At 56.1% G+C, this 21,928-nt stretch carries 19 protein-coding genes; 11 read left to right on the forward strand and 8 right to left on the reverse strand.

The window, feature by feature from the left end:
• Positions 1-126 precede the first annotated feature (126 nt).
• Positions 127-564: a universal stress protein UspA gene (uspA, locus tag ACWKXX_RS16165; protein ID WP_003861223.1), complete on the forward strand. Its 438-nt coding sequence runs from the start codon at positions 127-129 to the stop codon at positions 562-564.
• Positions 565-655: 91 nt separating this feature from the next.
• On the opposite strand, the gene rsmJ is transcribed toward uspA, so the two are convergent.
• Together rsmJ and prlC are read right to left on the reverse strand one after the other, a co-directional pair.
• Positions 656-1,408 carry a 16S rRNA (guanine(1516)-N(2))-methyltransferase RsmJ gene (gene rsmJ, locus ACWKXX_RS16170; RefSeq protein ID WP_261665922.1) on the reverse strand — a complete coding sequence of 251 codons (753 nt, stop codon included), beginning with the start codon at positions 1,406-1,408 and terminating at the stop codon, positions 656-658.
• Between the two features lie 7 nt (positions 1,409-1,415).
• Positions 1,416-3,458 (reverse strand): oligopeptidase A, encoded by a 2,043-nt coding sequence (gene prlC / locus ACWKXX_RS16175; protein WP_045348756.1) that lies wholly within the window; start codon positions 3,456-3,458, stop codon positions 1,416-1,418.
• A 179-nt stretch (positions 3,459-3,637) separates the two neighbouring features.
• Here prlC and ACWKXX_RS16180 point away from each other — a divergent pair, with 179 nt between their 5' ends.
• The 4 genes from ACWKXX_RS16180 (at position 3,638) to ACWKXX_RS16195 (ending at position 8,253) form a co-directional block, all read left to right on the forward strand.
• Positions 3,638-4,480: a 23S rRNA (adenine(2030)-N(6))-methyltransferase RlmJ gene (locus ACWKXX_RS16180; RefSeq protein ID WP_006808562.1), complete on the forward strand. Its 843-nt coding sequence runs from the start codon at positions 3,638-3,640 to the stop codon at positions 4,478-4,480.
• A 70-nt stretch (positions 4,481-4,550) separates the two neighbouring features.
• On the forward strand, positions 4,551-5,903 hold the full coding sequence (gene gorA / locus ACWKXX_RS16185; RefSeq protein WP_032649786.1) for a glutathione-disulfide reductase: 1,353 nt from the start codon (positions 4,551-4,553) through the stop codon (positions 5,901-5,903).
• A 171-nt stretch (positions 5,904-6,074) separates the two neighbouring features.
• Positions 6,075-6,362: a hypothetical protein gene (locus ACWKXX_RS16190; RefSeq protein WP_015571509.1), complete on the forward strand. Its 288-nt coding sequence runs from the start codon at positions 6,075-6,077 to the stop codon at positions 6,360-6,362.
• 241 nt (positions 6,363-6,603) lie between these two features.
• Positions 6,604-8,253: an alpha,alpha-trehalase gene (locus ACWKXX_RS16195; RefSeq protein WP_015571511.1), complete on the forward strand. Its 1,650-nt coding sequence runs from the start codon at positions 6,604-6,606 to the stop codon at positions 8,251-8,253.
• A gap of 57 nt (positions 8,254-8,310) precedes the next feature.
• Here ACWKXX_RS16195 and ACWKXX_RS16200 read toward each other — a convergent pair whose 3' ends face one another.
• Entirely contained in the window at positions 8,311-9,897 is a 1,587-nt protein-coding gene (locus ACWKXX_RS16200) for an STY4199 family HEPN domain-containing protein (RefSeq protein WP_261665920.1), read from the reverse strand.
• A 146-nt stretch (positions 9,898-10,043) separates the two neighbouring features.
• Between ACWKXX_RS16200 and ACWKXX_RS16205 the strand changes: the two genes are divergently transcribed.
• Complete coding sequence (locus ACWKXX_RS16205) at positions 10,044-10,577, forward strand: GNAT family N-acetyltransferase (protein WP_040118206.1); 534 nt, start codon at positions 10,044-10,046, stop codon at positions 10,575-10,577.
• A 77-nt stretch (positions 10,578-10,654) separates the two neighbouring features.
• Positions 10,655-10,993: a lysozyme gene (locus tag ACWKXX_RS16210; RefSeq protein ID WP_261665918.1), complete on the forward strand. Its 339-nt coding sequence runs from the start codon at positions 10,655-10,657 to the stop codon at positions 10,991-10,993.
• Here ACWKXX_RS16210 and ACWKXX_RS16215 read toward each other — a convergent pair.
• Positions 10,972-11,574, reverse strand: a complete 603-nt coding sequence (locus ACWKXX_RS16215) for a response regulator transcription factor (protein ID WP_163294495.1) — start codon at positions 11,572-11,574, stop codon at positions 10,972-10,974. The genes ACWKXX_RS16210 and ACWKXX_RS16215 overlap by 22 nt on opposite strands.
• Before the next feature lie 174 nt (positions 11,575-11,748).
• On the reverse strand, positions 11,749-12,507 hold the full coding sequence (locus tag ACWKXX_RS16220) for an SDR family NAD(P)-dependent oxidoreductase (RefSeq protein ID WP_261665917.1): 759 nt from the start codon (positions 12,505-12,507) through the stop codon (positions 11,749-11,751).
• Positions 12,508-12,626: 119 nt separating this feature from the next.
• On the opposite strand from ACWKXX_RS16220, the gene ACWKXX_RS16225 reads away from it, so the two are divergent.
• From ACWKXX_RS16225 to ACWKXX_RS16235, 3 genes are all read left to right on the forward strand, one after another.
• Positions 12,627-13,526 (forward strand): LysR family transcriptional regulator, encoded by a 900-nt coding sequence (locus ACWKXX_RS16225; protein ID WP_032655465.1) that lies wholly within the window; start codon positions 12,627-12,629, stop codon positions 13,524-13,526.
• 50 nt (positions 13,527-13,576) lie between these two features.
• Complete coding sequence (gene yhjD, locus ACWKXX_RS16230; protein WP_023295574.1) at positions 13,577-14,602, forward strand: inner membrane protein YhjD; 1,026 nt, start codon at positions 13,577-13,579, stop codon at positions 14,600-14,602.
• A 260-nt stretch (positions 14,603-14,862) separates the two neighbouring features.
• Positions 14,863-16,185 carry an MFS transporter gene (locus ACWKXX_RS16235; RefSeq protein ID WP_015571519.1) on the forward strand — a complete coding sequence of 441 codons (1,323 nt, stop codon included), beginning with the start codon at positions 14,863-14,865 and terminating at the stop codon, positions 16,183-16,185.
• A gap of 77 nt (positions 16,186-16,262) precedes the next feature.
• Here the strand turns inward: ACWKXX_RS16235 and ACWKXX_RS16240 are convergent, their stop codons facing one another.
• Together ACWKXX_RS16240 and pdeH are read right to left on the reverse strand one after the other, a co-directional pair.
• Complete coding sequence (locus tag ACWKXX_RS16240) at positions 16,263-18,305, reverse strand: AsmA family protein (RefSeq protein ID WP_261665916.1); 2,043 nt, start codon at positions 18,303-18,305, stop codon at positions 16,263-16,265.
• 65 nt (positions 18,306-18,370) lie between these two features.
• Positions 18,371-19,144, reverse strand: coding sequence for a cyclic-guanylate-specific phosphodiesterase (gene pdeH / locus ACWKXX_RS16245; protein WP_017693811.1), 774 nt, complete (start codon positions 19,142-19,144; stop codon positions 18,371-18,373).
• 230 nt (positions 19,145-19,374) lie between these two features.
• Between pdeH and ACWKXX_RS16250 the strand changes: the two genes are divergently transcribed.
• Entirely contained in the window at positions 19,375-20,304 is a 930-nt protein-coding gene (locus ACWKXX_RS16250) for a 2-dehydro-3-deoxygluconokinase (RefSeq protein ID WP_017384186.1), read from the forward strand.
• A gap of 62 nt (positions 20,305-20,366) precedes the next feature.
• Here the strand turns inward: ACWKXX_RS16250 and ACWKXX_RS16255 are convergent, their stop codons facing one another.
• Positions 20,367-21,857, reverse strand: coding sequence for a M16 family metallopeptidase (locus ACWKXX_RS16255; RefSeq protein WP_023295577.1), 1,491 nt, complete (start codon positions 21,855-21,857; stop codon positions 20,367-20,369).
• Positions 21,858-21,928 lie beyond the last annotated feature (71 nt).

Below are 21,928 nucleotides of genomic sequence, written 5' to 3' on the forward strand. Positions count from 1 at the left end.
TTTTGCCACAAGGTTAATCGTTATCAACACCAAAGCTTGAAAAATATGTTTAACTGGGCCGTAATGAAAGCATCAGACGACGGCTTTCCCATTTAGTCATCGATAACTTAAGGAAGGAGTAACACTATGGCTTACAAACACATTCTCATCGCGGTAGACCTCTCCCCGGAGAGTAAAGTGCTGGTTGATAAAGCAGTATCCATGGCACGTCCCTACAACGCGAAAGTTTCGCTGATTCACGTTGATGTGAATTACTCCGACCTCTACACCGGTCTGATCGACGTGAATCTCGGCGATATGCAGAAACGCATCTCCGAAGAGACTCACCACGCGCTGAGCGAGCTTTCTACCAACGCGGGCTATCCAATCACTGAAACCTTAAGCGGTAGCGGCGATCTGGGCCAGGTGCTGGTTGATGCGATTAAGAAATACGATATGGACCTGGTGGTATGCGGTCATCACCAGGACTTCTGGAGCAAGCTGATGTCTTCCGCGCGCCAGCTGATTAACACCGTACACGTGGATATGCTGATTGTTCCACTGCGTGACGAAGAAGACGAGTAAGTGCAAAAAAGCCCGGTGGCGCTAACGCTTACCGGGCCTACAAGCGGCACTGAATGTAGGCCGGGTAAGGCGAAGCCGCCACCCGGCTTTTTTATTCTGGCGTTCCCGAATAAATATCAAATCGGTGTCCTTTGGTGGTCACCGCGTTAGTGGTCGCAACGTCCGCCAGCGGCGGCGCATAGTCCGGCCGCTTCACCACCACCCGCTTCGTCGCCAGCTGACGAGCCGGCTCCAGCAGGCCATCGGCATCTAAATCTGGCCCCACCAGAGACTGAAACACCCGCATCTCTTTCTTCACTAGCGCGCTTTTCTGCTTATGCGGGAACATGGGGTCGAGATAGACCACCTGCGGGCGCGGGGTGATATCGGTCAGCGCCGTCAGGCTGGAGGCATGAATAAGTTGCAAACGTTCCTGTAACCACGGGCCGATTTCCGGGTCCGCGTAGCCCCGCGTCAGCCCGTCGTCGAGCAGCGCGGCGACAACCGGATTACGCTCCAGCATCCGCACCCGACAGCCGACAGACGCCAGCACAAAGGCATCGCGCCCCAGCCCCGCCGTGGCATCCACCACGTCCGGCAGATAGCTGCCTTTAATGCCGACCGCTTTGGCCACCGCTTCACCGCGACCGCCGCCAAACTTACGCCGGTGCGCCATCGCGCCGCCGACAAAATCGACAAAAATCCCGCCAAGCTTTGGCTCATCGCGCTTGCGCAGCTCCAGATGTTCCGGCGTCATCACCAGCGCCATCAGGTTGTCTTCATCATGTTCCAGCCCCCAGCGGGCCGCCAGAACAGATAAGGTGCCGTCCCCGGCGCCTGTTTCATCTACTAAGCAGATCTTCACGTAGCAATCAGCCTTTGATTCCGTAATGCTCCAGCATCGCATCCAGCTGCGGCTCGCGGCCACGGAAGCGTTTGAACAGCTCCATAGGCTCTTCTGAACCGCCGCGCGTCAGGATGTTATCAAGGAACGACTGACCGGTTTCGCGGTTGAAAATCCCCTCTTCTTCGAAGCGCGAGAAGGCATCTGCCGCCAGCACGTCGGCCCACAGGTAGCTGTAGTAGCCTGCGGCGTACCCGCCTGCGAAGATATGGCTGAACGCGTGCGGGAAGCGTCCCCAGGTCGGGCCTGGAATAACCGCGACCTGCTTTTTAATCTCAGCCAGGGTTTCGAGGATTTTCGCCCCCTGCTCCGGGCTGAACTCGGCGTGCAGGCGGAAGTCGAACAGGCCGAACTCCAGCTGACGCAGGATGAACATCGCCGCCTGGTAGTTTTTCGCCGCCAGCATTTTATCCAGCAGTTCTTTCGGCAGCGGTTCGCCCGTTTCGTAATGGCCGGAGATAAATGCCAGCGCGTCCGGCTCCCAGCACCAGTTTTCCATAAACTGGCTTGGCAGCTCGACCGCATCCCATGGCACACCGCTGATACCGGCGACGCCAGCGGTTTCGATGCGGGTCAGCATGTGGTGCAGGCCGTGACCGAACTCGTGGAACAGGGTGATCACTTCATCGTGGGTAAACAGCGCAGGTTTGCCGCTCACCGGGCGGTTGAAGTTACAGGTCAGGTAGGCGACCGGTTTTTGCAGGGAACCATCCGCTTTACGCATCTGGCCCACGCAGTCGTCCATCCACGCCCCGCCACGTTTGTTTTCACGCGCGTAAAGATCCAGATAGAAGCTGCCGCGCAGCTCGTTTTTCTCGTCATACAGCTCGAAGAAGCGCACGTCCGGATGCCAGACGTCGATGTCGGTACGCTCTTTCGCGGTAATGCCGTAGATGCGTTTCACCACCTCGAACAGGCCGTTAACGGCTTTGTTTTCCGGGAAGTACGGACGCAGCTGTTCGTCGCTGATGCTGTAGAGGTGCTGTTTCTGTTTTTCGCTGTAGTACGCGATATCCCACGGCTGAAGCTCGTCCACGCCGAACTCCGCTTTCGCAAAGGCGCGCAGCTGAGCCAGTTCTTTTTCACCCTGAGGACGGGCGCGTTTCGCCAGATCGGTCAGGAAGTCGAGCACCTGCTGTGGGTTCTCGGCCATTTTGGTGGCAAGGGATTTATCGGCATAGCTGTCGAAGCCCAGCAGCTGTGCCAGTTCGTGGCGCAGGGCGAGGATCTCCGCCATCACCGGGCTGTTGTCCCACTTACCGGCATTCGGCCCCTGATCGGAGGCGCGGGTGCTGTAGGCGCGGTACATCTCTTCGCGCAGGGCCTGGTTGTCGCAGTAGGTCATCACCGGCAGATAGCTTGGGATATCCAGCGTTAACAGGAAGCCTTCCTGCTCTTTCGCTTCGGCCTGGGCTTTTGCCGCCGCCAGCGCGCTTTCCGGCATACCCGCCAGTTCAGATTCATCGGTAATCAGCTTCGTCCAGCCCATGGTGGCGTCGAGGACGTTGTTGCTGTACTGGTTGCCCAGCTCGGACAGGCGCGCGGCGATTTCGCCGTAGCGAACCTGTTTTTCTTTTGGCAGGCCAATCCCGGACAGTTCGAAATCACGCAGGGCGTTATCGACCGATTTTTTCTGCGCCGTGTTCAGTTCGGCATAGTGGTCGCCGTCGCGCAGGTCGCGGTAGGCTTTGTAGAGCCCCTCATGCTGACCGACCCAGGTGCTGTACTCAGAGAGCAGCGGCAGGGTCTGTTCGTAGGCTTCACGCAGCTCCGGGCTGTTTTTCACCGAGTTCAGGTGACTCACCGGGGAGAAGATACGCCCCAGCACGTCGTCCACTTCGGCCAGCGGCTGACACAGATTTTCCCAGGTGTACGGCGCGCCCTGCGCGACCACGCTTTCTACCGCCGCACGGCAGTTGTTCAGCGACTGGGTAACGGCCGGAACCACATGCTCAGGGAGGATTTTAGAAAACGGTGGCAACGAAAAAGGCGTCAGTAATGGATTGGTCATAAACGCTGTCCTGTTGAAATAGATGAATGAAGCGCGCATCCGGCGCTGTGCATATTGTTTTCAGTAATGGGGTTAAGTGTAGAGGATTTCAATAGCCGCGCTTACCGGGCCTGCGGGTAATCTGTGCCGTTCTGCTGTAAACTGTGGCAAATCGTCAATTCAGCGGAATATCATTACCCATGCTCAGTTATCGCCACAGCTTCCACGCAGGCAACCACGCCGACGTCCTCAAACATACCGTTCAGAGCCTGATCATCGAATCGCTTAAAGAAAAGGATAAACCGTTCCTTTATCTGGACACCCACGCGGGCGCGGGCCGTTATCAGCTGAGCGGCGAGCATGCCGAGCGTACCGGTGAATATCTGGAAGGGATTGCGCGTATCTGGCAGCAGGACGATCTGCCTGCCGAGCTGGAGCCGTACATTGGCGTGGTGAATCACTTCAACCGCAACGGCCAACTGCGTTACTACCCGGGTTCACCACTGATTGCCCGCCAGCTGCTGCGTGAGCAGGACAGCCTTCAGCTGACAGAGCTGCACCCGAGCGACTTCCCGCTGCTGCGTTCTGAGTTTCAGAAAGATAACCGCGCCCGCGTGGACAAAGCCGATGGCTACCAGCAGCTGAAAGCCAAACTGCCTCCGGTTTCCCGTCGCGGCCTGGTGCTGATCGACCCGCCGTACGAAATCAAAACCGACTATCAGGCGGTGGTGACCGGCATTAACGAAGGTTACAAACGCTTTGCGACCGGCACCTATGCCCTGTGGTATCCGGTAGTGCTGCGCGCGCAAATTAAACGCATGATCAAAGACCTCGAAGCGACCGGCATTCGTAAAATCCTGCAAATTGAGCTGGCGGTGCGCCCTGACAGCGACCAGCGCGGCATGACCGCGTCCGGCATGATCGTCATTAACCCGCCGTGGAAGCTCGAAGCGCAGATGAACAACGTGCTGCCGTGGCTGCACAAAACGCTGGTGCCAGCCGGTACGGGTCACGCCACCGTGAGCTGGATCGTACCGGAGTAATCGCAGCCATCGGTGTAAACTATTGATTTCAGGTATACAATCGCGGCAATTCACGATTAAGGACAACGCTATGACTAAGCATTATGACTACATCGCAATCGGCGGCGGCAGCGGCGGCATCGCCTCCATCAACCGTGCAGCCATGTACGGCCAGAAGTGTGCGCTGATTGAAGCCAAAGAACTCGGCGGCACCTGCGTGAACGTGGGTTGTGTACCGAAGAAAGTGATGTGGCATGCCGCGCAAATCCGTGAAGCTATCCATATGTATGGCCCGGACTACGGCTTTGACACCACCATCAACCACTTCGACTGGGATAAACTGATCGCCAGCCGTACCGCCTACATCGACCGTATTCACACCTCGTACGATAACGTGCTGGGCAAGAATAACGTCGACGTGATCCGCGGCTTCGCCCGTTTCGTGGATGCGAAGACGATCGAAGTGAACGGCGAGACGATCACCGCCGATCACATCCTGATCGCCACCGGCGGCCGTCCGAGCCACCCGAACATTCCGGGCGCGGAATACGGTATCGACTCCGACGGTTTCTTCGAGCTGCCTGCTCTGCCAGAACGCGTGGCCATTGTGGGCGCAGGTTACATCGCGGTTGAGCTGGCTGGCGTGATTAACGGCCTGGGAGCGGAAGCGCACCTGTTCGTGCGTAAACACGCGCCGCTGCGCAGCTTTGACCCGCTGATCGTCGACACGCTGGTCGAGGTGATGAACGCCGAAGGCCCAACCCTGCACACCAACGCCGTGCCAAAAGCGGTGGTGAAAAATGCGGACGGTAGCCTGACTCTGGAGCTGGAAGATGGTCGCAGCCAGACCGTTGATTGCCTGATCTGGGCGATTGGTCGTGAACCGGCCACCGACAACTTCAACCTGGCCGCAACCGGGGTGGAAACCAATGAAAAAGGCTACATTGTCGTTGATAAGTTCCAGAACACCAGCGTTCGTGGCATTTATGCCGTCGGTGATAACACCGGCGCCGTAGAGCTGACGCCGGTTGCCGTGGCGGCGGGGCGTCGTCTTTCCGAGCGTCTGTTTAATAACAAGCCGGACGAACATCTGGACTACAGCAACATCCCGACCGTGGTCTTCAGCCACCCGCCAATCGGTACCGTCGGCTTAACCGAGCCGCAGGCGCGTGAGCAGTACGGCGATGACCAGGTGAAAGTGTATAAATCGGCGTTTACCGCGATGTATACCGCGGTCACCTCGCACCGTCAGCCATGCCGCATGAAGCTGGTGTGCGTGGGCCCGGAGGAGAAGATCGTCGGCATCCACGGCATTGGTTTCGGCATGGACGAGATCCTGCAAGGCTTCGCGGTGGCACTGAAGATGGGCGCAACGAAGAAAGACTTCGATAACACCGTGGCGATCCACCCGACTGCGGCGGAAGAGTTTGTGACCATGCGCTGATCCGTCTGATCCGCAACAAAACCGGCCAGCTGGCCGGTTTTTTTATGCCCAGGGCAGGTAAACCCAACGGCTGTACAAACGGTAACAAAATAACCCGCCACCCGGGGTGTAATTAACTAATCTTAGAAAGCGCTACGCGTTCGCCTGTTACTACGGAAAAAGATTAGAGATATGAAAATGCACGTAAAGATCACCGCAAAACTGATGGCCAAAATGCACCTTGTTCTCGCGCTGGTATGGGCGATACTGACTATTCCTACCCTGCTGTGGTGGAAAAACAGCATTCTGTGGGTGTCGTTAATGAGCATTTACGCCATCGTGATTTCCCATCTGGCTGCGTACAGCGCCGCCCATGCGGAAAAAGCGGCCAGCAAAGCGATGGATAAAAGCGAAGGCGCCAGCCAGAAAGCCAATCAAACCGCCAACAGCCTTCAGGGCGATGCGCGTCAGGCACATTAATCCGTGCTTATATGCAGAATACCGAATGCTCTGAATTTTATTCCTGCTCTGTTTCCAAAGATTCTGATTTAATAATTTCATAATCAAAGGGATATCTGACTTTCAGCGTGTTTAAATCCATTTTGAAAGCGTGATCTACCGCACACTTCGCACCGCATTAACCGAAGCGAATGTCTACGCTTTAAAGATAGCCGGGAAAAACCCGCATTGGTTACGACAAAAACCGGAGGTCCTGAACACCATGTTCAACCAGAAACTACAGACTGCCGAGGATATCGAGTTCGAGATTGCAGAAGAGCTGCGCTACGAAACCGATCCCTGTGAGTTAAAACTGGATGAGATGATCGAGGCAGAGCCGGAACCGGAAATGATTGAAGGGCTGCCGGCGTCCGATGCCCTTACGCCCGCAGACCGCTACCTTGAACTGTTTGAACACGTCCAGTCGTCGCGGCTGTTTGCGGACAGCAAAACCTTTCCCGACTGCGCGCCGAAGATGGATCCGCTGGATATTTTGATCCGCTATCGCAAGGTGCGTCGTCACCGTGATTTTGACCTGGCGCGCTTTGTGGAGAATCACTTCTGGCTGCCGGAGGACTACAGCAAAGAGTACGTCTCTGACCCCGGCCTGTCCCTGAAAGAACATATTGATAATCTGTGGCCGGTGCTGACGCGCGAGCCGCAGGATCACATCCCGTGGTCGTCGCTGCTGGCGCTGCCGCAGGCCTATATTGTGCCCGGCGGGCGATTCAGTGAGACCTACTACTGGGACTCTTACTTCTCCATGCTGGGGCTTGCTGAAAGCGGTCGTAACGATCTGCTGAAATGTATGGCCGATAACTTCGCCTGGCTGATTGAGCGCTACGGCCATATCCCGAACGGCAACCGTACCTACTATCTCAGCCGCTCCCAGCCGCCCGTTTTTGCCCTGATGGTGGAGCTGTTTGAAGAGGACGGCGTGCGAGGGGCGAAGCGCTATCTTGAGCATCTTAAGATGGAGTACGCCTTCTGGATGGACGGGGCGGAATCGCTGCTGCTCAATCAGGCCTATCGCAGTGCGGTTCGCATGCCGGATGGCTCATTGCTCAACCGCTACTGGGACGATCGCGACACGCCGCGAGATGAATCGTGGATTGAGGACGTGGAAACCGCCCGTCATTCCGGTCGTCCGCCGAACGAGGTGTATCGCGACCTGCGCGCCGGGGCAGCCTCAGGATGGGATTACTCATCCCGCTGGCTGCGCGATCCTGCGCGGCTGGCCAGCATCCGCACGACACAATTTATCCCCATTGATTTGAACGCATTCCTGTTCAAACTGGAGAGCGCTATCGCCAATATCTCCGCGTCGAAAGGGGATAAAGAGACGGCTGATCTGTTCCGCCAGAAAGCCAGCGACCGGCGCGCGGCGGTGAACCGCTATCTGTGGGACGAAGAGAACGGCTGTTATCGTGATTACGACTGGCGGCGTGAAGCCCTGGCGCTGTTCTCTGCGGCCAGCATTGTGCCGCTCTATGTGGGCATGGCGACGCATGAGCAGGCTGAACGGCTGTCCGATGCCGTTAAAGCCCGTCTGCTCACGCCGGGCGGTATTCTCGCCACCGAATATGAAACCGGGGAGCAGTGGGATAAGCCGAACGGCTGGGCGCCGCTCCAGTGGATGGCGATCCAGGGGTTCAAGCAGTACGGCAACGACTCGCTGGGAGATGAGATCGCCTGGAGCTGGCTGCACACGGTGAACCATTACTACAAAACCCATCATAAGCTGATTGAGAAGTACCACATCGCCAGCAGCACGCCACGCGAAGGTGGCGGGGGTGAGTATCCGTTGCAGGATGGCTTCGGCTGGACGAATGGCGTGGTGCGGCGGTTGATTGGGCTGTATGGGGAGCCCTGAGCCTCGCCCCTCACCCTGCCCCTCTCCCCTGAGGGGCAGGGTGAGGGGGAAAAATAATCAGCGGATCACCTCATAAATGGCAGTCTGGATGGACTGCCATTTTTTTGTGCTGGCATCGGGCTGCGTCTTCGCGCGGCGCGTTGCCATATCGGCGTCGTGCTGCTGGCGTTTCACCACCGCGGGAACGGTACAGAATGCTTTCAGGTACTGCTTACGCATAGGCGTCAGCGATTCGCCGTTCGCCATCGCATGGCTAAGCGTATTAATAAAGCGTCGGCAGGGCTTTTGCTCTGTCATTTGCAGGCGGTAGCGCAACATTACTTCCAGTACATCGTCGTAGCCTGCCGACAACGCCTCCTCCGTCCATGACATTTTCCAGTCCATCCCGCCCTGCAAAAACAGGAGCGCCACGCGGGTGTCATTGCGATTGATGGCCGAGCGGAAATTATTCTCATCCCAGGTAACACCCATGCGGGTTAACGTCTCGCGTGAGGAAGGCGTTTCGCGCATCTCCTGCACCTGCGCGGGAGATGCCGTACTGGCCACAGCCGGCTGCGGTTTACTGCTGGTCACCAGCCAGAATCCCCCCACGACAATCGCGATAACCATCACGCCAACCGCTCCCCACAGCACGCCGGAAATCAGCTGTTCGCGCTGCTCTGGCGTACGCGCGGCGCGCTGAGTCGGTTTTTCTATACTGTCGCGCACTTCAAAAAGATCGCCGCCTGTGGTGCGGTCCATTTTTTGCGCCTTTTCCCAGAACGCGTGCAGCTCGCTTTCGTCCACCGCCATCAGCGCCGCCGGGTTAACGCGTGTCCGCCCTTCCTCAAACGCGCGCTGAACGGAGCGGGTGATCTGCGTGTAATAGCAGTCGAGCAGCTGGATTTGCGCCCCGCTTAACGGCTGCTGCACGGTGATGCTGTTGCGGATTTGTCGAATATCTTCGAGGAAGGTTTGCAGGGTTTTGCGGGGCTCTACCAGCAGCGTCAGCATGTCCGGAGCGTTAAACAGCGGCGCGTAGTAGCGGCTAAATTCTTTTTTATCCACCAGCAGCTGGGCCAGTTCGCTGAACAACATGCCGCTCAGAACATCATTAATCTCACCGTTTTTCAGCCAGCGACGCACGCGTTCAGCGTTAAACAAGGTCTTAAGATGATTATTCAGCCGCACCGGATCGGGCCACGCCTGCTGTATCAGCCCTTTAATCATCAGCTCAATGGCACGCACCTGTTTCTGCGCCTGAAGCTGGCTCTCCTTCTCTGGCACACTCCCGGTATCGTAGGTCAGGAGGGGCTGTTGCAGACGCAGATATTCAAGGGAGGTGACGAAGCGCATCGCCGCAATCAGCTGATTTTCGCTGACATCCTGCCCGCTTTCATACTGGGGAACACGCTGCTGAAGCAAGCGTAATTGCAGCGTAAAGGCCGTCATTTCCGCATCATTCAGATTCAGCTTCCTGGCTACGGCGCCCCACCCGCCCAGCCCCAGGCGGGCGCTATCCAGTTGCTCCAGAAACCAGCGTGGATCTTTTCCTTCAGAAACATGTACATTCAACAGAAGTAAAATTTCAACAGACGCCTGACGGATCGCCGCCAGACAGTGTTCAAACTGTTCGCGGGTATGATGCGATGAGCTAATCATCATTGTTTTCCTTGAGAGACAATGAGTACCGCTAAAGCGGCATTAAAAGTCGTTTTTCTTTTTATTTATATGAGGTTAAACATACCTGACTTTCTGTTGAAATAAAGTGACAACCTTATAATCATTTGTAATGCCTCCGGAGGATCGTCATGCCCGCCTTAACCACCGCGCGTCTCACCTGCTCGCCGCTGCAAGAGCAAGACTGGCCCTTTTTTCTGTCGCTACAGCAAAATCCTGAGGTGATGCGTTTTGTCGCCCCTGCGCGTAGCGAGGCGGACATTCGGGAAGCCTTTGAGTCTCGTCTGTTGCCGTGGATGCCGGGCAGCTCGCACTGGCTCTGCCTTGTGGTGCGTGAGACGGCCAGCCAGACGCCGCTGGGCGTAACCGGCTATGTGCACCGGGAAGCAGATTGTGCTGAAGTCGGTTTTCTCTTTGCGCCCTCTGCGCAGGGGAAAGGTTACGGCTTTGAATCTCTGCGGGCTGTGTGTGATTTCGCGCTGACTCAGGGTAATATCCGTCGGCTCACCGCCACCGTGACGGCGGGAAATATCGCCTCAAGGCGACTGCTGGAAAAAACAGGTTTTCAACTGGAAGGTGAGTTGCGTGAGAGTTATTTCCTTTCAGGGCAATGGCATAACGACTGGCTATTCGGTTTACTGAAAAAGGAATTCCCGTTCAGTTAAACCTGATTAACAGCCATTTGGCGGATATTTCCCCGGCGGCGTTTCCTCTATAGTCGCGCCACTAAGAGGAAACGCTTATGACGGGTTATGCAATGCAGATATCTTCTGCTGCAATCGCATTAATTAAAAAACAACAGGGTCTTTCCCTGGAGAAATACCGTGACGAAAAGGGTATATGGGTTATTGGTTATGGTCACGTGATTCGCCAGTGGGAAAAATTTGACAGTCTCATCACGCCGATTGAGGCGGAGAATTTGCTTTTTAATGATATTCAATTATGTGAGGCGCTGCTGCGGGAAATGAACAAACGCCCATTAACCCAACAGCAGCATGACGCCCTGATATTAACCCTCTTCAGTTTTGGGGAAGAGTCCCCTCTGCCTGAGAAGATCCTTCAGGCCGTCGCCCGGGTGTAGTACATCGCGGCCTGCGTCCGGTTTTTGACATCAAGACGCCGGAAAAGCGTCTCAAGATGGGCTTTTACCGTTGCCGCACTGATATTGAGATTACGACCAATCTCTTTATTGGACTCTCCGGCCGCCAGTAACTTCAATACCTCACGCTGGCGCTCGCTTAACACTGCCAGTTCATCCTGAGAGGAGTGCTGCTTCAGCCACTCGCCGGGAAAACAGACCATTCCACGCGATACGGAATCCAGCACTGCGGAAAAGCGTTCGGGATTCGCATTGCGGGGAACTATCGCCACCACGTTGCGCTGAAACATTTGCTCAACCCAACGTCGCTCTTTTTTCGTTAACACCAACACCACGCGCGACGCTGGAAAACGATCCATAATCTCTTCCAGTAAAGCCACACCATTATCACGAATTAAATACCCATCTATCATGACGATAGCGGAGGGTGACGCGGATAATTGCGCCCATAATTCATCAGTCTGACGAGCCCCTGTCATATCTATTTTCGGAATTAACTTCTGCAAACTGTACATCGCTCCATGAATAAATAATGACTGCCTGTCAAACATGATTACTCGCATCGTTTTACTCCTCTGAGAATAGCGAAGGGGGATTCTACAGAGGCATTTTTTAAGAAAAAACTCAATGAATGGAGAGGTTACAAATCACCCAGCTCTCTTTATATCTTCCAGCATTTAGACATACCTGTTTTAAGGATTTCCTTAAGAGGGTTCCCTCCCCCTTAAGACTGAACATTACAGGAACATACCGCCTGAAACTTCAATACGTTGTGCATTCATCCAGCCCAGTTTGTCACTGAGCAACGCCGCAATGGCATCACCAATATCATCGGGCAGGCCCACGCGTCCCAGCGCCGTCTGCGAGGCCAGCAGCTGGTTAAGCTCCGCATTATCCCGCACGCGTCCGCCCCCAAAGTCGGTTTCAATCGCACCGGGCGCGATGATATTGACGGAAATTCCGCGCGCGCCAAGCTCTTTTGCCTGATAGCGGGTCAGCACCTCCATCGCCCCTTTCATTGCCGCGTAGGTGCCTGAACCGGGCTGAGTAAAACGGGCCAGTCCGCTGGAGACGTTCAGGATCCGCCCTCCGTCTTTTATGAGCGGCAGCAGCTGTTGCGTGAGGAAAAACGGCCCTTTGAAGTGAATGTTCAGCGCATCATCAAACTGCGCCTCCGTCGTCTCGGTATAGGGTGCGTATAACCCCGTGCCTGCGTTGTTCACTAAATAGTCAAAGGTGTCACGTTGCCAGACGTGTTTGAGGGTATCCTTCACCTGCTGAGCAAAGCGCGAAAAACTTGCCGTATCGCCGACGTTAAGCTGCAATGCTACCGCTTTCCCGCCTGTTGCCTCGATTTCGCGCACAACATCCTGCGCCTCCTGCTGGCTGTTGTTCCAGGTCAGGATGATGCCTGTCCCTTCCGCGGCCAGCTTCAAAACGGCATTTTTACCCAGGCCGCGGCTACCGCCCGTCACTAAAGCAATACGTTCACTCATAATTCACCTCGTTTCGGCTGTGATGAAGATTGAGAAAGAGCTTATTAGATGATAGAAAATCAATAAATAGTGCCGTCAGCGCTTCACTGTTTCATTCATAACAACAATGACCAACATCTATGGATAAAATACACGCAATGCAGCTTTTCCTTCGGGTCGCGGAACTGGAAAGTTTTTCCCGCGCGGCGGAGACGTTAAGCCTGCCGAAGGGGAGCGTATCGCGACAGATCCAGGCACTGGAAAACGCACTGGGCACGCAGCTGCTGCACCGCACTACCCGCCGCGTCAGCCTGACGCAGGACGGCATGGTTTATTACGAGCGCGCTAAAGATCTGCTGATGAATCTGGACGAACTGGACGGCATGTTCCTGCACGACCCTTCAACCATCAGCGGTCGGCTACGTGTGGATATGCCCGTTGCCATTGCGCGAAATGTAGTCATTCCGAAACTGCCTGCATTTTTACAACAGTTCCCCGGCATTGAGCTGGAGCTGAGTAGCAGCGATCGTCTGGTCGATGTCATCCGCGAAGGATTTGACTGTGTGGTTCGCGTGGGAAACTTAAGGGACTCCGGGCTTATCGCCCGCCCGCTTGGGAAACTGTCGGTGATTAACTGCGCCAGCCCGGATTATCTGACGCGATTCGGCTACCCTGAGACGCTGGACGATTTGGCTTCGCATGCCCTCATTCACTACTCCGCCACGCTGGGCACGCGTCCGCAGGGTTTTGAGTATTACAACGGCAGCGCGACCCAGTGGGTAAAAACGGGAGGCGTATTGACGGTTAACAGCACGGAAACCTACCAGGCCGCCTGTATCGCCGGGCTTGGCATTATTCAGGTTCCGCGCGTCGGGGTGCGTGATGCCCTGCGCACGAAAAAACTCGTTGAGATCCTGCCGCAATACCGGGCTGAACCGATGCCCGTCTCCCTCATTTATCCCCACCGCCGTAACCTCTCCCGCCGGGTGCATGTGTTTATGGAGTGGCTTACCGAACTCACAAAAGGTTACGTCGACTAGTCACAAGCTATAATTCAGTAACATCCAGCTCAACGAAAAGGAAAATGCGCGTGACGCCGGAAAATAACCCGCAACGACCGACTCAACATTTAGATTATGAACCCATCAAAAAGATGGATAACGAACCTGAAGCGCCGAAAGAGCCTGGAACGGCCAGCAAAGCGCTGGGCACCGTGACCGGCATAGCCGAAAAAATTCAGCAGATACCCGCGATTGCTCACCTGATACGCGCCGCTGAGCGCTTTAACGACCGCATGGGAAATCAGTTTGGCGCAGCGATTACCTATTTCTCGTTCCTGTCGATGATCCCCATCCTGATGGTGTCATTTGCCGCCGCCGGTTTTGTGCTGGCGTCTCACCCGACGCTGTTGCAGGACATCTTCAATAAGATCCTGACCAACGTCAGCGACCAGACGCTCGCCGCAACGCTCAAAAGCACCATCAACACCGCCGTGCAGCAGCGTACCACCGTGGGTATCGTCGGGTTGCTGATTGCGCTCTATTCCGGGGTGAACTGGATGGGCAACCTGCGTGAGGCTATTCGCGCCCAGTCGCGTGACGTCTGGGAGCGTAGACCGCAGGATCAGGAGAAGATATGGGTGAAGTATTTGCGCGACTTTATTTCGCTGATTGGGCTGCTGGTGGCGCTGGTCATTACGCTCTCCATCACCTCGGTCGCCGGTTCCGCGCAGCAGATGATTATCTCCGCGCTGTACCTGGATTACATTGAATGGCTGAAACCGGCCTGGCGCGGCATTGGGCTGGCCATTTCTATCTTTGCTAACTACCTTCTGTTCTTCTGGATCTTCTGGCGTTTGCCCCGCCATCGTCCGCGCAAGAAGGCGCTGATGCGCGGGACATTGATTGCCGCCATTGGTTTTGAGGTGATCAAGATTGTGATGACCTATACGCTGCCGTCCCTGGTGAAGTCTCCCTCCGGCGCGGCCTTTGGTTCGGTGCTGGGGCTGATGGCTTTCTTCTATTTCTTCGCTCGCCTGACGCTGTTCTGCGCCGCGTGGATCGCCACGGCAGAGTATAAAGATGACCCGCGCATGCCGGGTAAAACCCACCGCTGATATCATGTCGGGCTGATATTTCAGCCCGATTCGCCATTTCAGCATATAAATCCAGGCCGTAACTTTTATTTAACGCAAAACCAGTTTTAATGACTGATATTTAAAAAGTGTGAAGCATTTCATAGAAGTGTTTTCGCTGGTCTGAAAATTATCCGCTTTTTGTTGCTTTTATGACCACACCACGCCTTTGTTACAGATTGAAATGTCGCTTTTGCTATGCCTAATATGGCCCTTCGTTCGTCCAAAAATAAGAAAATAGTATGCAAGCAACAGCCACCACACTTAACGAAGGGGCGGAACACGTTCCGGTCAACTCGCGCAATAAAGTCGTCGTCGCATCGCTGATTGGCACCGCCATTGAGTTCTTCGACTTTTATATTTACGCCACCGCTGCGGTCATTGTCTTTCCGCATATTTTCTTCCCTCAGGGCGACCCGACGGCAGCCACGCTACAGTCTTTAGCCACCTTTGCTATCGCCTTCGTTGCGCGTCCGATTGGTTCAGCGGTCTTTGGGCATTTTGGCGATCGCGTCGGCCGTAAAGTGACGCTGGTTGCCTCGCTGCTGACGATGGGGATCTCCACCGTCGCCATCGGCCTGCTGCCGACCTATGAAACTATCGGCATTCTGGCGCCTGTGCTGCTGGCGCTGGCGCGCTTTGGGCAGGGTCTGGGGCTGGGCGGGGAATGGGGCGGCGCGGCACTGCTGGCGACCGAAAACGCCCCGGCGCGCAAACGTGCCCTGTATGGCTCTTTCCCGCAGCTGGGCGCACCGATTGGGTTCTTCTTTGCTAACGGCACCTTCCTGCTCCTCTCCTGGCTGCTGACTGATGAACAGTTCATGAACTGGGGCTGGCGTATTCCATTCGTCTTCTCTGCCGTGCTGGTGCTGATTGGCCTGTACGTTCGCGTGTCGCTGCACGAGACGCCGGTCTTCGCTAAAGTCGCCGCGGCGAAAAAGCAGGTTAAAGTTCCGCTGGGGACGCTGCTGACCAAACACCTCCGCGTGACCGTGCTGGGCACGTTCATCATGCTGGCAACCTACACGCTGTTCTACATCATGACCGTTTACTCCATGACCTTCAGTACCGCCGCCGCGCCGGTCGGCCTGGGCCTGCCGCGTAACGAAGTGCTGTGGATGCTGATGATGGCGGTCATCGGATTTGGTGTGATGGTGCCCATCGCGGGCCTGCTGGCGGATAAATTTGGCCGTCGTTCAAGCATGATCGTCATCACCTCGCTGATTATTCTGTTCGCGCTGTTTGTCTTCCCGCCGCTGCTGGGTTCAGGTAGCCCTGCGCTGGTGATGGCGTATCTGCTGATTGGCCTGAGCCTGATGGGGCTGACTTTTGGCCCAATGGGCGCGCTGCTGCCGGAGCTGTTCCCGACTGAAGTGCGTTACACCGGCGCGTCGTTCTCCTATAACGTTTCGTCGATTCTGGGCGCCTCGGTGGCTCCGTATATCGCCACATGGCTTCAGGCGAACTATGGCCTGTTCTATGTGGGTGTCTATCTGGCGGCAATGGCAGCGCTGACGCTGATTGCGCTGCTGCTGACGCACGAGACGAAGCATCAGGCGCTGTAAGTGAATGCCGGGTGGCGGCTACGCCTTACCCGGCCTACAATTTAGCCCTCTCCCACAAGGGAGAGGGAGAAACGGGACTACTTCTTCATCTGCGACAAAATCGTCCGACACTGATTCGCTTCGCCTTCTGACGGCGAAATCAACGCCAGCAGCGCCGCCGCAGGGGTGACCAGCGTAGCGAGCGCGGCGGCGACCGCACCACGCGCAATCAACGGCCCGGCCTTCACGCCCGCCTGAGGATCTTTGAAGGTCCCGCGAACGTACAGCGGCGAGCGCAGGGTGATGATACGAATGCCTTTACTTTCCGGATCGATGGTTAAATCCAGCTGCTCGGACGCCATGCTGGCGGTACCGGTGACGTTGATAACCGCGTTTTCCGTGTCGAAAGCGAAGATCTGCGGACGCGCCACGCCGTTGACCAGATCCAGATTTGCCGCCGCGCAGTTAACGCGTACTTCGTCGTCACCGAAGATTTGCCCGATGATAAAGCTCCCGACGTTCAGCCCCAGGATCTCCATCAGGTTACGGCTCACCAGCCCGTCGTTCATCAGCAGCTTCAGGTTGCCGTTTCCGCTACCCAGCAGCGCCGCTACCGAGTTACCCGTGCCGCGAATATCCGCGTCGCCGTTCATCTCACCGAGGGTTTTCTGCATCAGCTCCACGTCCGGCATCAGCTCTTTCAGCTTCAGCCGACGCGCCTGGATCTCCGCCCTTCCCTGCATTGGCTTTTTATCCCCCTCCAGGTGGATATTCGATGAGATGGTTCCCCCGGCCATGCCAAACTTCAGCGGTTGCAGGCGCAGGTCGGCGTTTTTCAGGATGATATGGGTCGAGAGGTTGCTCAGCGGCAGCGTGCTGCCATGCTCAATTTTACGTCCTTTGAAGCGTACATCCGCATCCATCACGTCCCATTTGTCGGTTTCGAAGCGGTCATAGGGCAGCACTTTACCCGCAGGCTGAACGTCCTTTTTAACCTCTTTAGACTTCGTGCCTTTGCCCGAATCTACGCCAATCAGCGGACCAAGATCGGCCAGACGCAGCTGGCGGGATTCAACGTCCCCCTCCAGTTTCGGGCGCGGTTTACCGGTGGTGTAGGTCAGCGTGCCGTGGATATCGCTGTCGCCGATGCGCCCGTTAAAATTCCGGTAGTCAAAGACGGACGATTTTTCGGTGTTGATTTTGGCAACCAGGCGCCCGTCCGTTTCAAACGGCGGGGTATCTGGCAGCAGTACGCCGGTCAAATCGTACAGTTCACCCAACGAATCCCCGGCAAACTTAAGCTGGAGGTCGACGCCGCCCATGTTCATCGGGTCGTTAACCGTGCCCACGAACGCCACGCGGGTGTTGCCCGAGCGGAAATCCGCCTGCACCGGGAACGGCGTGCCCTCACTCCTGAGCGCCAGCATGCCGCCGATTTTGCCTTTACCGGTCAGCGGCTGGCCGTTGTAGCGCCCTTTCGCCGTCAGGCCGAAGACGTAATCGCCCGCTTTGCTGTCATCGCCTTTGGCTTTACTGCCCGTCACTTCGCTAAACGGCAGAGGCTTACCCAGCGGATCGACGAGGATCTCCACGTCAGCCTTACTCACCTTATCGTCAATGGCGATCCTCCCCCGATCGAACAGAATATTGTCGAGGCGGAAAGACCACGAAGAGGGCTGCGCATTCTGATCTTTATCGCCGCTGCTGGCGAGATCAAACGTCCAGTTATTGTTTTTCTCTGACAGGCGAATCAGCCGCGCGTCGGGCTGCTGAAGTTTGATCCACGGCAGATACACCGTTTTGGTTAACAGGGCTAACGGCGCCAGCGTGGCTTCCACGCGCGGCAGGTGGATCATGGTCACTTCGGGGATGTCCGGCGGGTTGCCGAGAATGATGTCGTCGGCGTGAACGTGCGGCCATGGCACCCAGCTTCGCCAGCCGGTTTCCTCTTTCTGGCGCTCCCACACGACACCCAAATCGCCACGTATTGCGAAGGGGCGGTTTAGCTCGGTTGAGACTTTCTGGTTGATGGTCGGTTTGAGCCGGTTCCAGTCAAACGTGGCGATAATGATGATTAAGACCACGATCAGCAACAAGAAAATCCCTGCTGTCCAGGAAATCACCCTGGTTGTTTTTGTCATTGTTGTCCCCTTTCCTGATGAACTTGCCTCTAAAACTATAGTTCAGACAAAGGGAAGCGGGCAGATCAGAGGATGGTTATCACCTTTTCCAGAGTATCCATGGGGACAGGACGAGAGAGGAAATAACCCTGTGCCGCCGCTGCCGGGGAATTTTGCACGTCGCGCCACTCCTCCAGCGTCTCTACGCCTTCCACAATGACGCCCTGGCAATAGCGGTTCATCAGTTGCAGGAGCATCGTAAACAGGTTCCGTCCCTCCGGCGTCTGGCGCAGCATGATAAACAGATCGCGGGCCACTTTGATGTAGTCATAACGCACTTCGCTCAGGGCGGAGAAGTTGGCCATACCGGTACCGAAATCATCCAGCCACAGCGGGCCAAACTCACACATCGAGGCAAACGAGGAGTCCTGCGGCAGCTGAACATGTTCCACCAGCTCGAAGCGCATCCACGGCAAGGTGGCAATCAGCGCCTGCAATGTCGCGTTCTGACGTAACGCCATCAGGGTTGGGCCATCCACGTTCACCGACGCCAGAATACCGTGCTGCTCGAAGAACGCCTGCTTCGTCGCCAGCATTCTCAGCTGCTCTTCCAGCACGTCGATACGCTGACGCACGGCAACCTCCGCAAAATAGCGGTCCGGTGCAATACGCTGTGAAGGATTCGATGGATGAGTGACGACCGTTAACACCTCAATCGCCATTAACCGACCGTCGGTACGGTAGATGGGCTGATAGGTGTACGCTCGCTCACATTGCAGCCAGTAGCGATGCTCCTGCAAGTTCTCAATACTTGCCTCAGGCGTAGTGCTCAGCCGCTGGATAACCTGCTCTGACTTCATTTCGGATGTCCTGTTGTATGGGATAGCCTTTCTGGACTCGTCACTGAGTTATCGGCCCGCCAGGTGAGAACTTTATGTTCAATTCACCGGGAAAATGAAATTAAGATGACAGAAATATGCCGGAATACGCGCTGGCTCAAAAAAAATAATGGAACGTCGTTTTAATATAGTTGACCATAAAAAACACACAGCGCACACTACCCTTAATTACTTTGTTCAGGTTCACGACTATGTCTAAAAAAATTGCCGTGATTGGCGAATGCATGATTGAGCTGTCCCAGAAAGGCGCGGAAGTCAGCCGCGGTTTTGGTGGCGATACATTGAACACCTCCGTTTACATTGCCCGTCAGGTCGCCCCCGACGCGCTGAGCGTGAGCTACGTTACCGCGCTGGGAACGGACAGCTTCAGCCAGCAGATGCTGGAAGCCTGGCAGGGTGAAAACGTTGGGACCTCGCTGATCCAGCGAATGGAAAACCGCCTGCCGGGTTTGTACTACATCGAAACCGACAGCACCGGCGAGCGCACCTTCTATTACTGGCGTAATGAAGCGGCCGCCAAATTCTGGCTGGAAAGCGAGGCCGCCGCTGCCATTTGCGAAGAACTGGCGACCTTCGATTATCTCTACCTGAGCGGGATCAGCCTGGCGATCCTGAGCCAGGAGAGCCGTGAAAAGCTGCTGTCACTGCTGCGCGAATGCCGTGCCAATGGCGGTAAGGTGATTTTCGATAACAACTACCGTCCGCGTTTGTGGGCCAGCCGCGAAGAGACGCAGCAGGTCTACCAGCAGATGCTCGAATGCACAGATATCGCCTTCCTGACGCTGGATGATGAAGATGCTCTGTGGGGCGAAAAACCGGTTGATGAGGTCATTGCCCGGACGCAGGCTGCCGGGGTCAGCGAAGTGGTGATCAAGCGCGGGGCGGAGTCTTGCCTGGTGGCGGTTGCAGGTGAAGCCGTGACAGAGGTGCCGGCGGTGAAGCTGGCGAAAGAGAAAGTAATCGATACCACGGCGGCGGGAGATTCTTTCAGCGCGGGGTATCTGGCGGTACGTCTGACGGGGGGAACGCCGGAAGCGGCGGCGCAGCGCGGTCACTTGACGGCCAGCACGGTGATTCAGTATCGCGGAGCGATTATTCCGCGCGAGGCGATGCCTGCTTAAGGACTGTGCGGGCTGATGCCCGCACCCTAACCCTCTCCCTCAGGGCTGAGGGAACGCAGAGCTTACTGGCCCTGCGGAATATCGCTCGCATCCTGGTGTAAATCATCGGCTGCCGTTTGCGCTGGCTGCGGCGGCGTCGCCATGATGGCGCTCCAGGTGGCCTTCAACTCTTTCATGTCATATTCCGGCTCACCTTTCGGCTGCAACAGAATCAACGCCATATCCTGCGACAGCTGCTGACGCAGATCCTGATTCAGCATCTCCACGGTCAGACCGTTCAGGAAGTCCTGACGCAGTTTCTGATACTGCTCCGGCGCGATATCCACCACCTGATTCTGCAAGGAGCGAATGCGCTGGCTGATTAAGATATCGGTATCGGCGCGGGCATAGGTGGCGAACAGTTTCTGCAATTCGAGGGATTTCTGCGCCACCAGCGCGTTAAACTCCTCTTCAGACAGGCCCTCTTTCCGCACCTTAGCCAGCTCTTTCGCCACCACGCCGAGATTGGCATTCAGCTTATCACCCGGCGATTCCACGTTAATGGCGCACTGGGCGCGCTGGAACAGCACACGGCAGTCAAATCCCAGGCCAATATCTTTCACGTTGTTCTTGCTGAGCGTCTGCTGAACGTGCCAGAACAGCGCTTCACGCGCGAGATCCGCACGCCAGTAACGCAACAGCGCAGAAGACTCGCGGATCGGCTGCCAGGCCGTATCCCACATCATTGAAAGACGATCCTGACGCACGGTATCCGTCATGATGCTGACCGTCTCAGGACGCAGCGGGGACAAGGTAGGAACAGGGGCGGGCGTTTCACGCTTCCCTTTCAGATCGCCAAATGCTTTGTTGATCTGTTCTATCACCGCACGGCTGTCCACGTTGCCCACCACAATCAGGGTCATGGCATCCGGGGTGTACCACTGCTGGTAGAAAGATTTCACCTGCGCGGCATCAACCGGCTGTTTCAGCGGCTCTGCCGGGTCGTGGCCAAGCAGCGTTGACCCTTTCAGGCGGTAGCGCCACCAGCCTTCTTTGGTATCCGTCGGCCAGGTCGCCACCATGTCGCTGTTGCTCAACGCATAGTTAACGGTCTCAGGCGTAATCGCCAGTTTGCCGGTGGCATCCGAAAGATAGGTCAGTGCTTCTTTAAGCAGATCGTTACGGTTGTTGGGCAGGCTCAGGTTAAACATGGTGTAGTCATAGGAGACCACAGCCGGGGGCAGCGGGCGTTTCGGATCGATGGCCTGTTGCCATAAAGAACGCACCTGAACCGCCTGCAAACTGCCGCTCTGGGTGAGCGCCAGTCGAGGAATAAAGTGGCTTAAGCCGGTCTGCTGGGTGCTTTCAGTGAGGGAGCCGGTATTCACAGAAAGACGGATTTCAATGCGATCGCTCGGACGTTGCGGAGTGGATAATACCTGCCACTGGAAACCGTTCGCCAGTGTTCCCTGTTGCCAGGCCGGGTCTGGCTGGAGCGCATCTGCCTGCACATAACTGGCTGCTGCCATCATCAGCAAACCGCCGGTTAAGAGTCGAATTTTTGTGCCCTGCATGTGAACCCCTGATCAACATTCCTGGTTAAAGAGAGTGTCTCGCGACGTGAGCACTCAAAGATGACGATGAA

The sequence above is a fragment of the Enterobacter sp. UPMP2061 genome, assembly GCF_053709615.1.

What these genes read in the sequence shown, in the direction of transcription:
- ACWKXX_RS16195 (WP_015571511.1), top strand. Translation starts at nt 6,604, where the DNA reads ATGTTCAACCAGAAACTACAGACTGCCGAGGATATCGAGTTCGAGATT.
- ACWKXX_RS16180 (WP_006808562.1), top strand. Translation starts at nt 3,638, where the DNA reads ATGCTCAGTTATCGCCACAGCTTCCACGCAGGCAACCACGCCGACGTC.
- ACWKXX_RS16205 (WP_040118206.1), top strand. Translation starts at nt 10,044, where the DNA reads ATGCCCGCCTTAACCACCGCGCGTCTCACCTGCTCGCCGCTGCAAGAG.
- ACWKXX_RS16215 (WP_163294495.1), bottom strand. Translation starts at nt 11,574, where the DNA reads ATGCGAGTAATCATGTTTGACAGGCAGTCATTATTTATTCATGGAGCG.
- ACWKXX_RS16190 (WP_015571509.1), top strand. Translation starts at nt 6,075, where the DNA reads ATGAAAATGCACGTAAAGATCACCGCAAAACTGATGGCCAAAATGCAC.
- ACWKXX_RS16225 (WP_032655465.1), top strand. Translation starts at nt 12,627, where the DNA reads ATGGATAAAATACACGCAATGCAGCTTTTCCTTCGGGTCGCGGAACTG.
- prlC (WP_045348756.1), bottom strand. Translation starts at nt 3,458, where the DNA reads ATGACCAATCCATTACTGACGCCTTTTTCGTTGCCACCGTTTTCTAAA.
- ACWKXX_RS16240 (WP_261665916.1), bottom strand. Translation starts at nt 18,305, where the DNA reads ATGACAAAAACAACCAGGGTGATTTCCTGGACAGCAGGGATTTTCTTG.
- ACWKXX_RS16255 (WP_023295577.1), bottom strand. Translation starts at nt 21,857, where the DNA reads ATGCAGGGCACAAAAATTCGACTCTTAACCGGCGGTTTGCTGATGATG.
- ACWKXX_RS16250 (WP_017384186.1), top strand. Translation starts at nt 19,375, where the DNA reads ATGTCTAAAAAAATTGCCGTGATTGGCGAATGCATGATTGAGCTGTCC.
- ACWKXX_RS16210 (WP_261665918.1), top strand. Translation starts at nt 10,655, where the DNA reads ATGACGGGTTATGCAATGCAGATATCTTCTGCTGCAATCGCATTAATT.
- ACWKXX_RS16235 (WP_015571519.1), top strand. Translation starts at nt 14,863, where the DNA reads ATGCAAGCAACAGCCACCACACTTAACGAAGGGGCGGAACACGTTCCG.
- pdeH (WP_017693811.1), bottom strand. Translation starts at nt 19,144, where the DNA reads ATGAAGTCAGAGCAGGTTATCCAGCGGCTGAGCACTACGCCTGAGGCA.
- ACWKXX_RS16200 (WP_261665920.1), bottom strand. Translation starts at nt 9,897, where the DNA reads ATGATGATTAGCTCATCGCATCATACCCGCGAACAGTTTGAACACTGT.
- ACWKXX_RS16220 (WP_261665917.1), bottom strand. Translation starts at nt 12,507, where the DNA reads ATGAGTGAACGTATTGCTTTAGTGACGGGCGGTAGCCGCGGCCTGGGT.
- uspA (WP_003861223.1), top strand. Translation starts at nt 127, where the DNA reads ATGGCTTACAAACACATTCTCATCGCGGTAGACCTCTCCCCGGAGAGT.
- gorA (WP_032649786.1), top strand. Translation starts at nt 4,551, where the DNA reads ATGACTAAGCATTATGACTACATCGCAATCGGCGGCGGCAGCGGCGGC.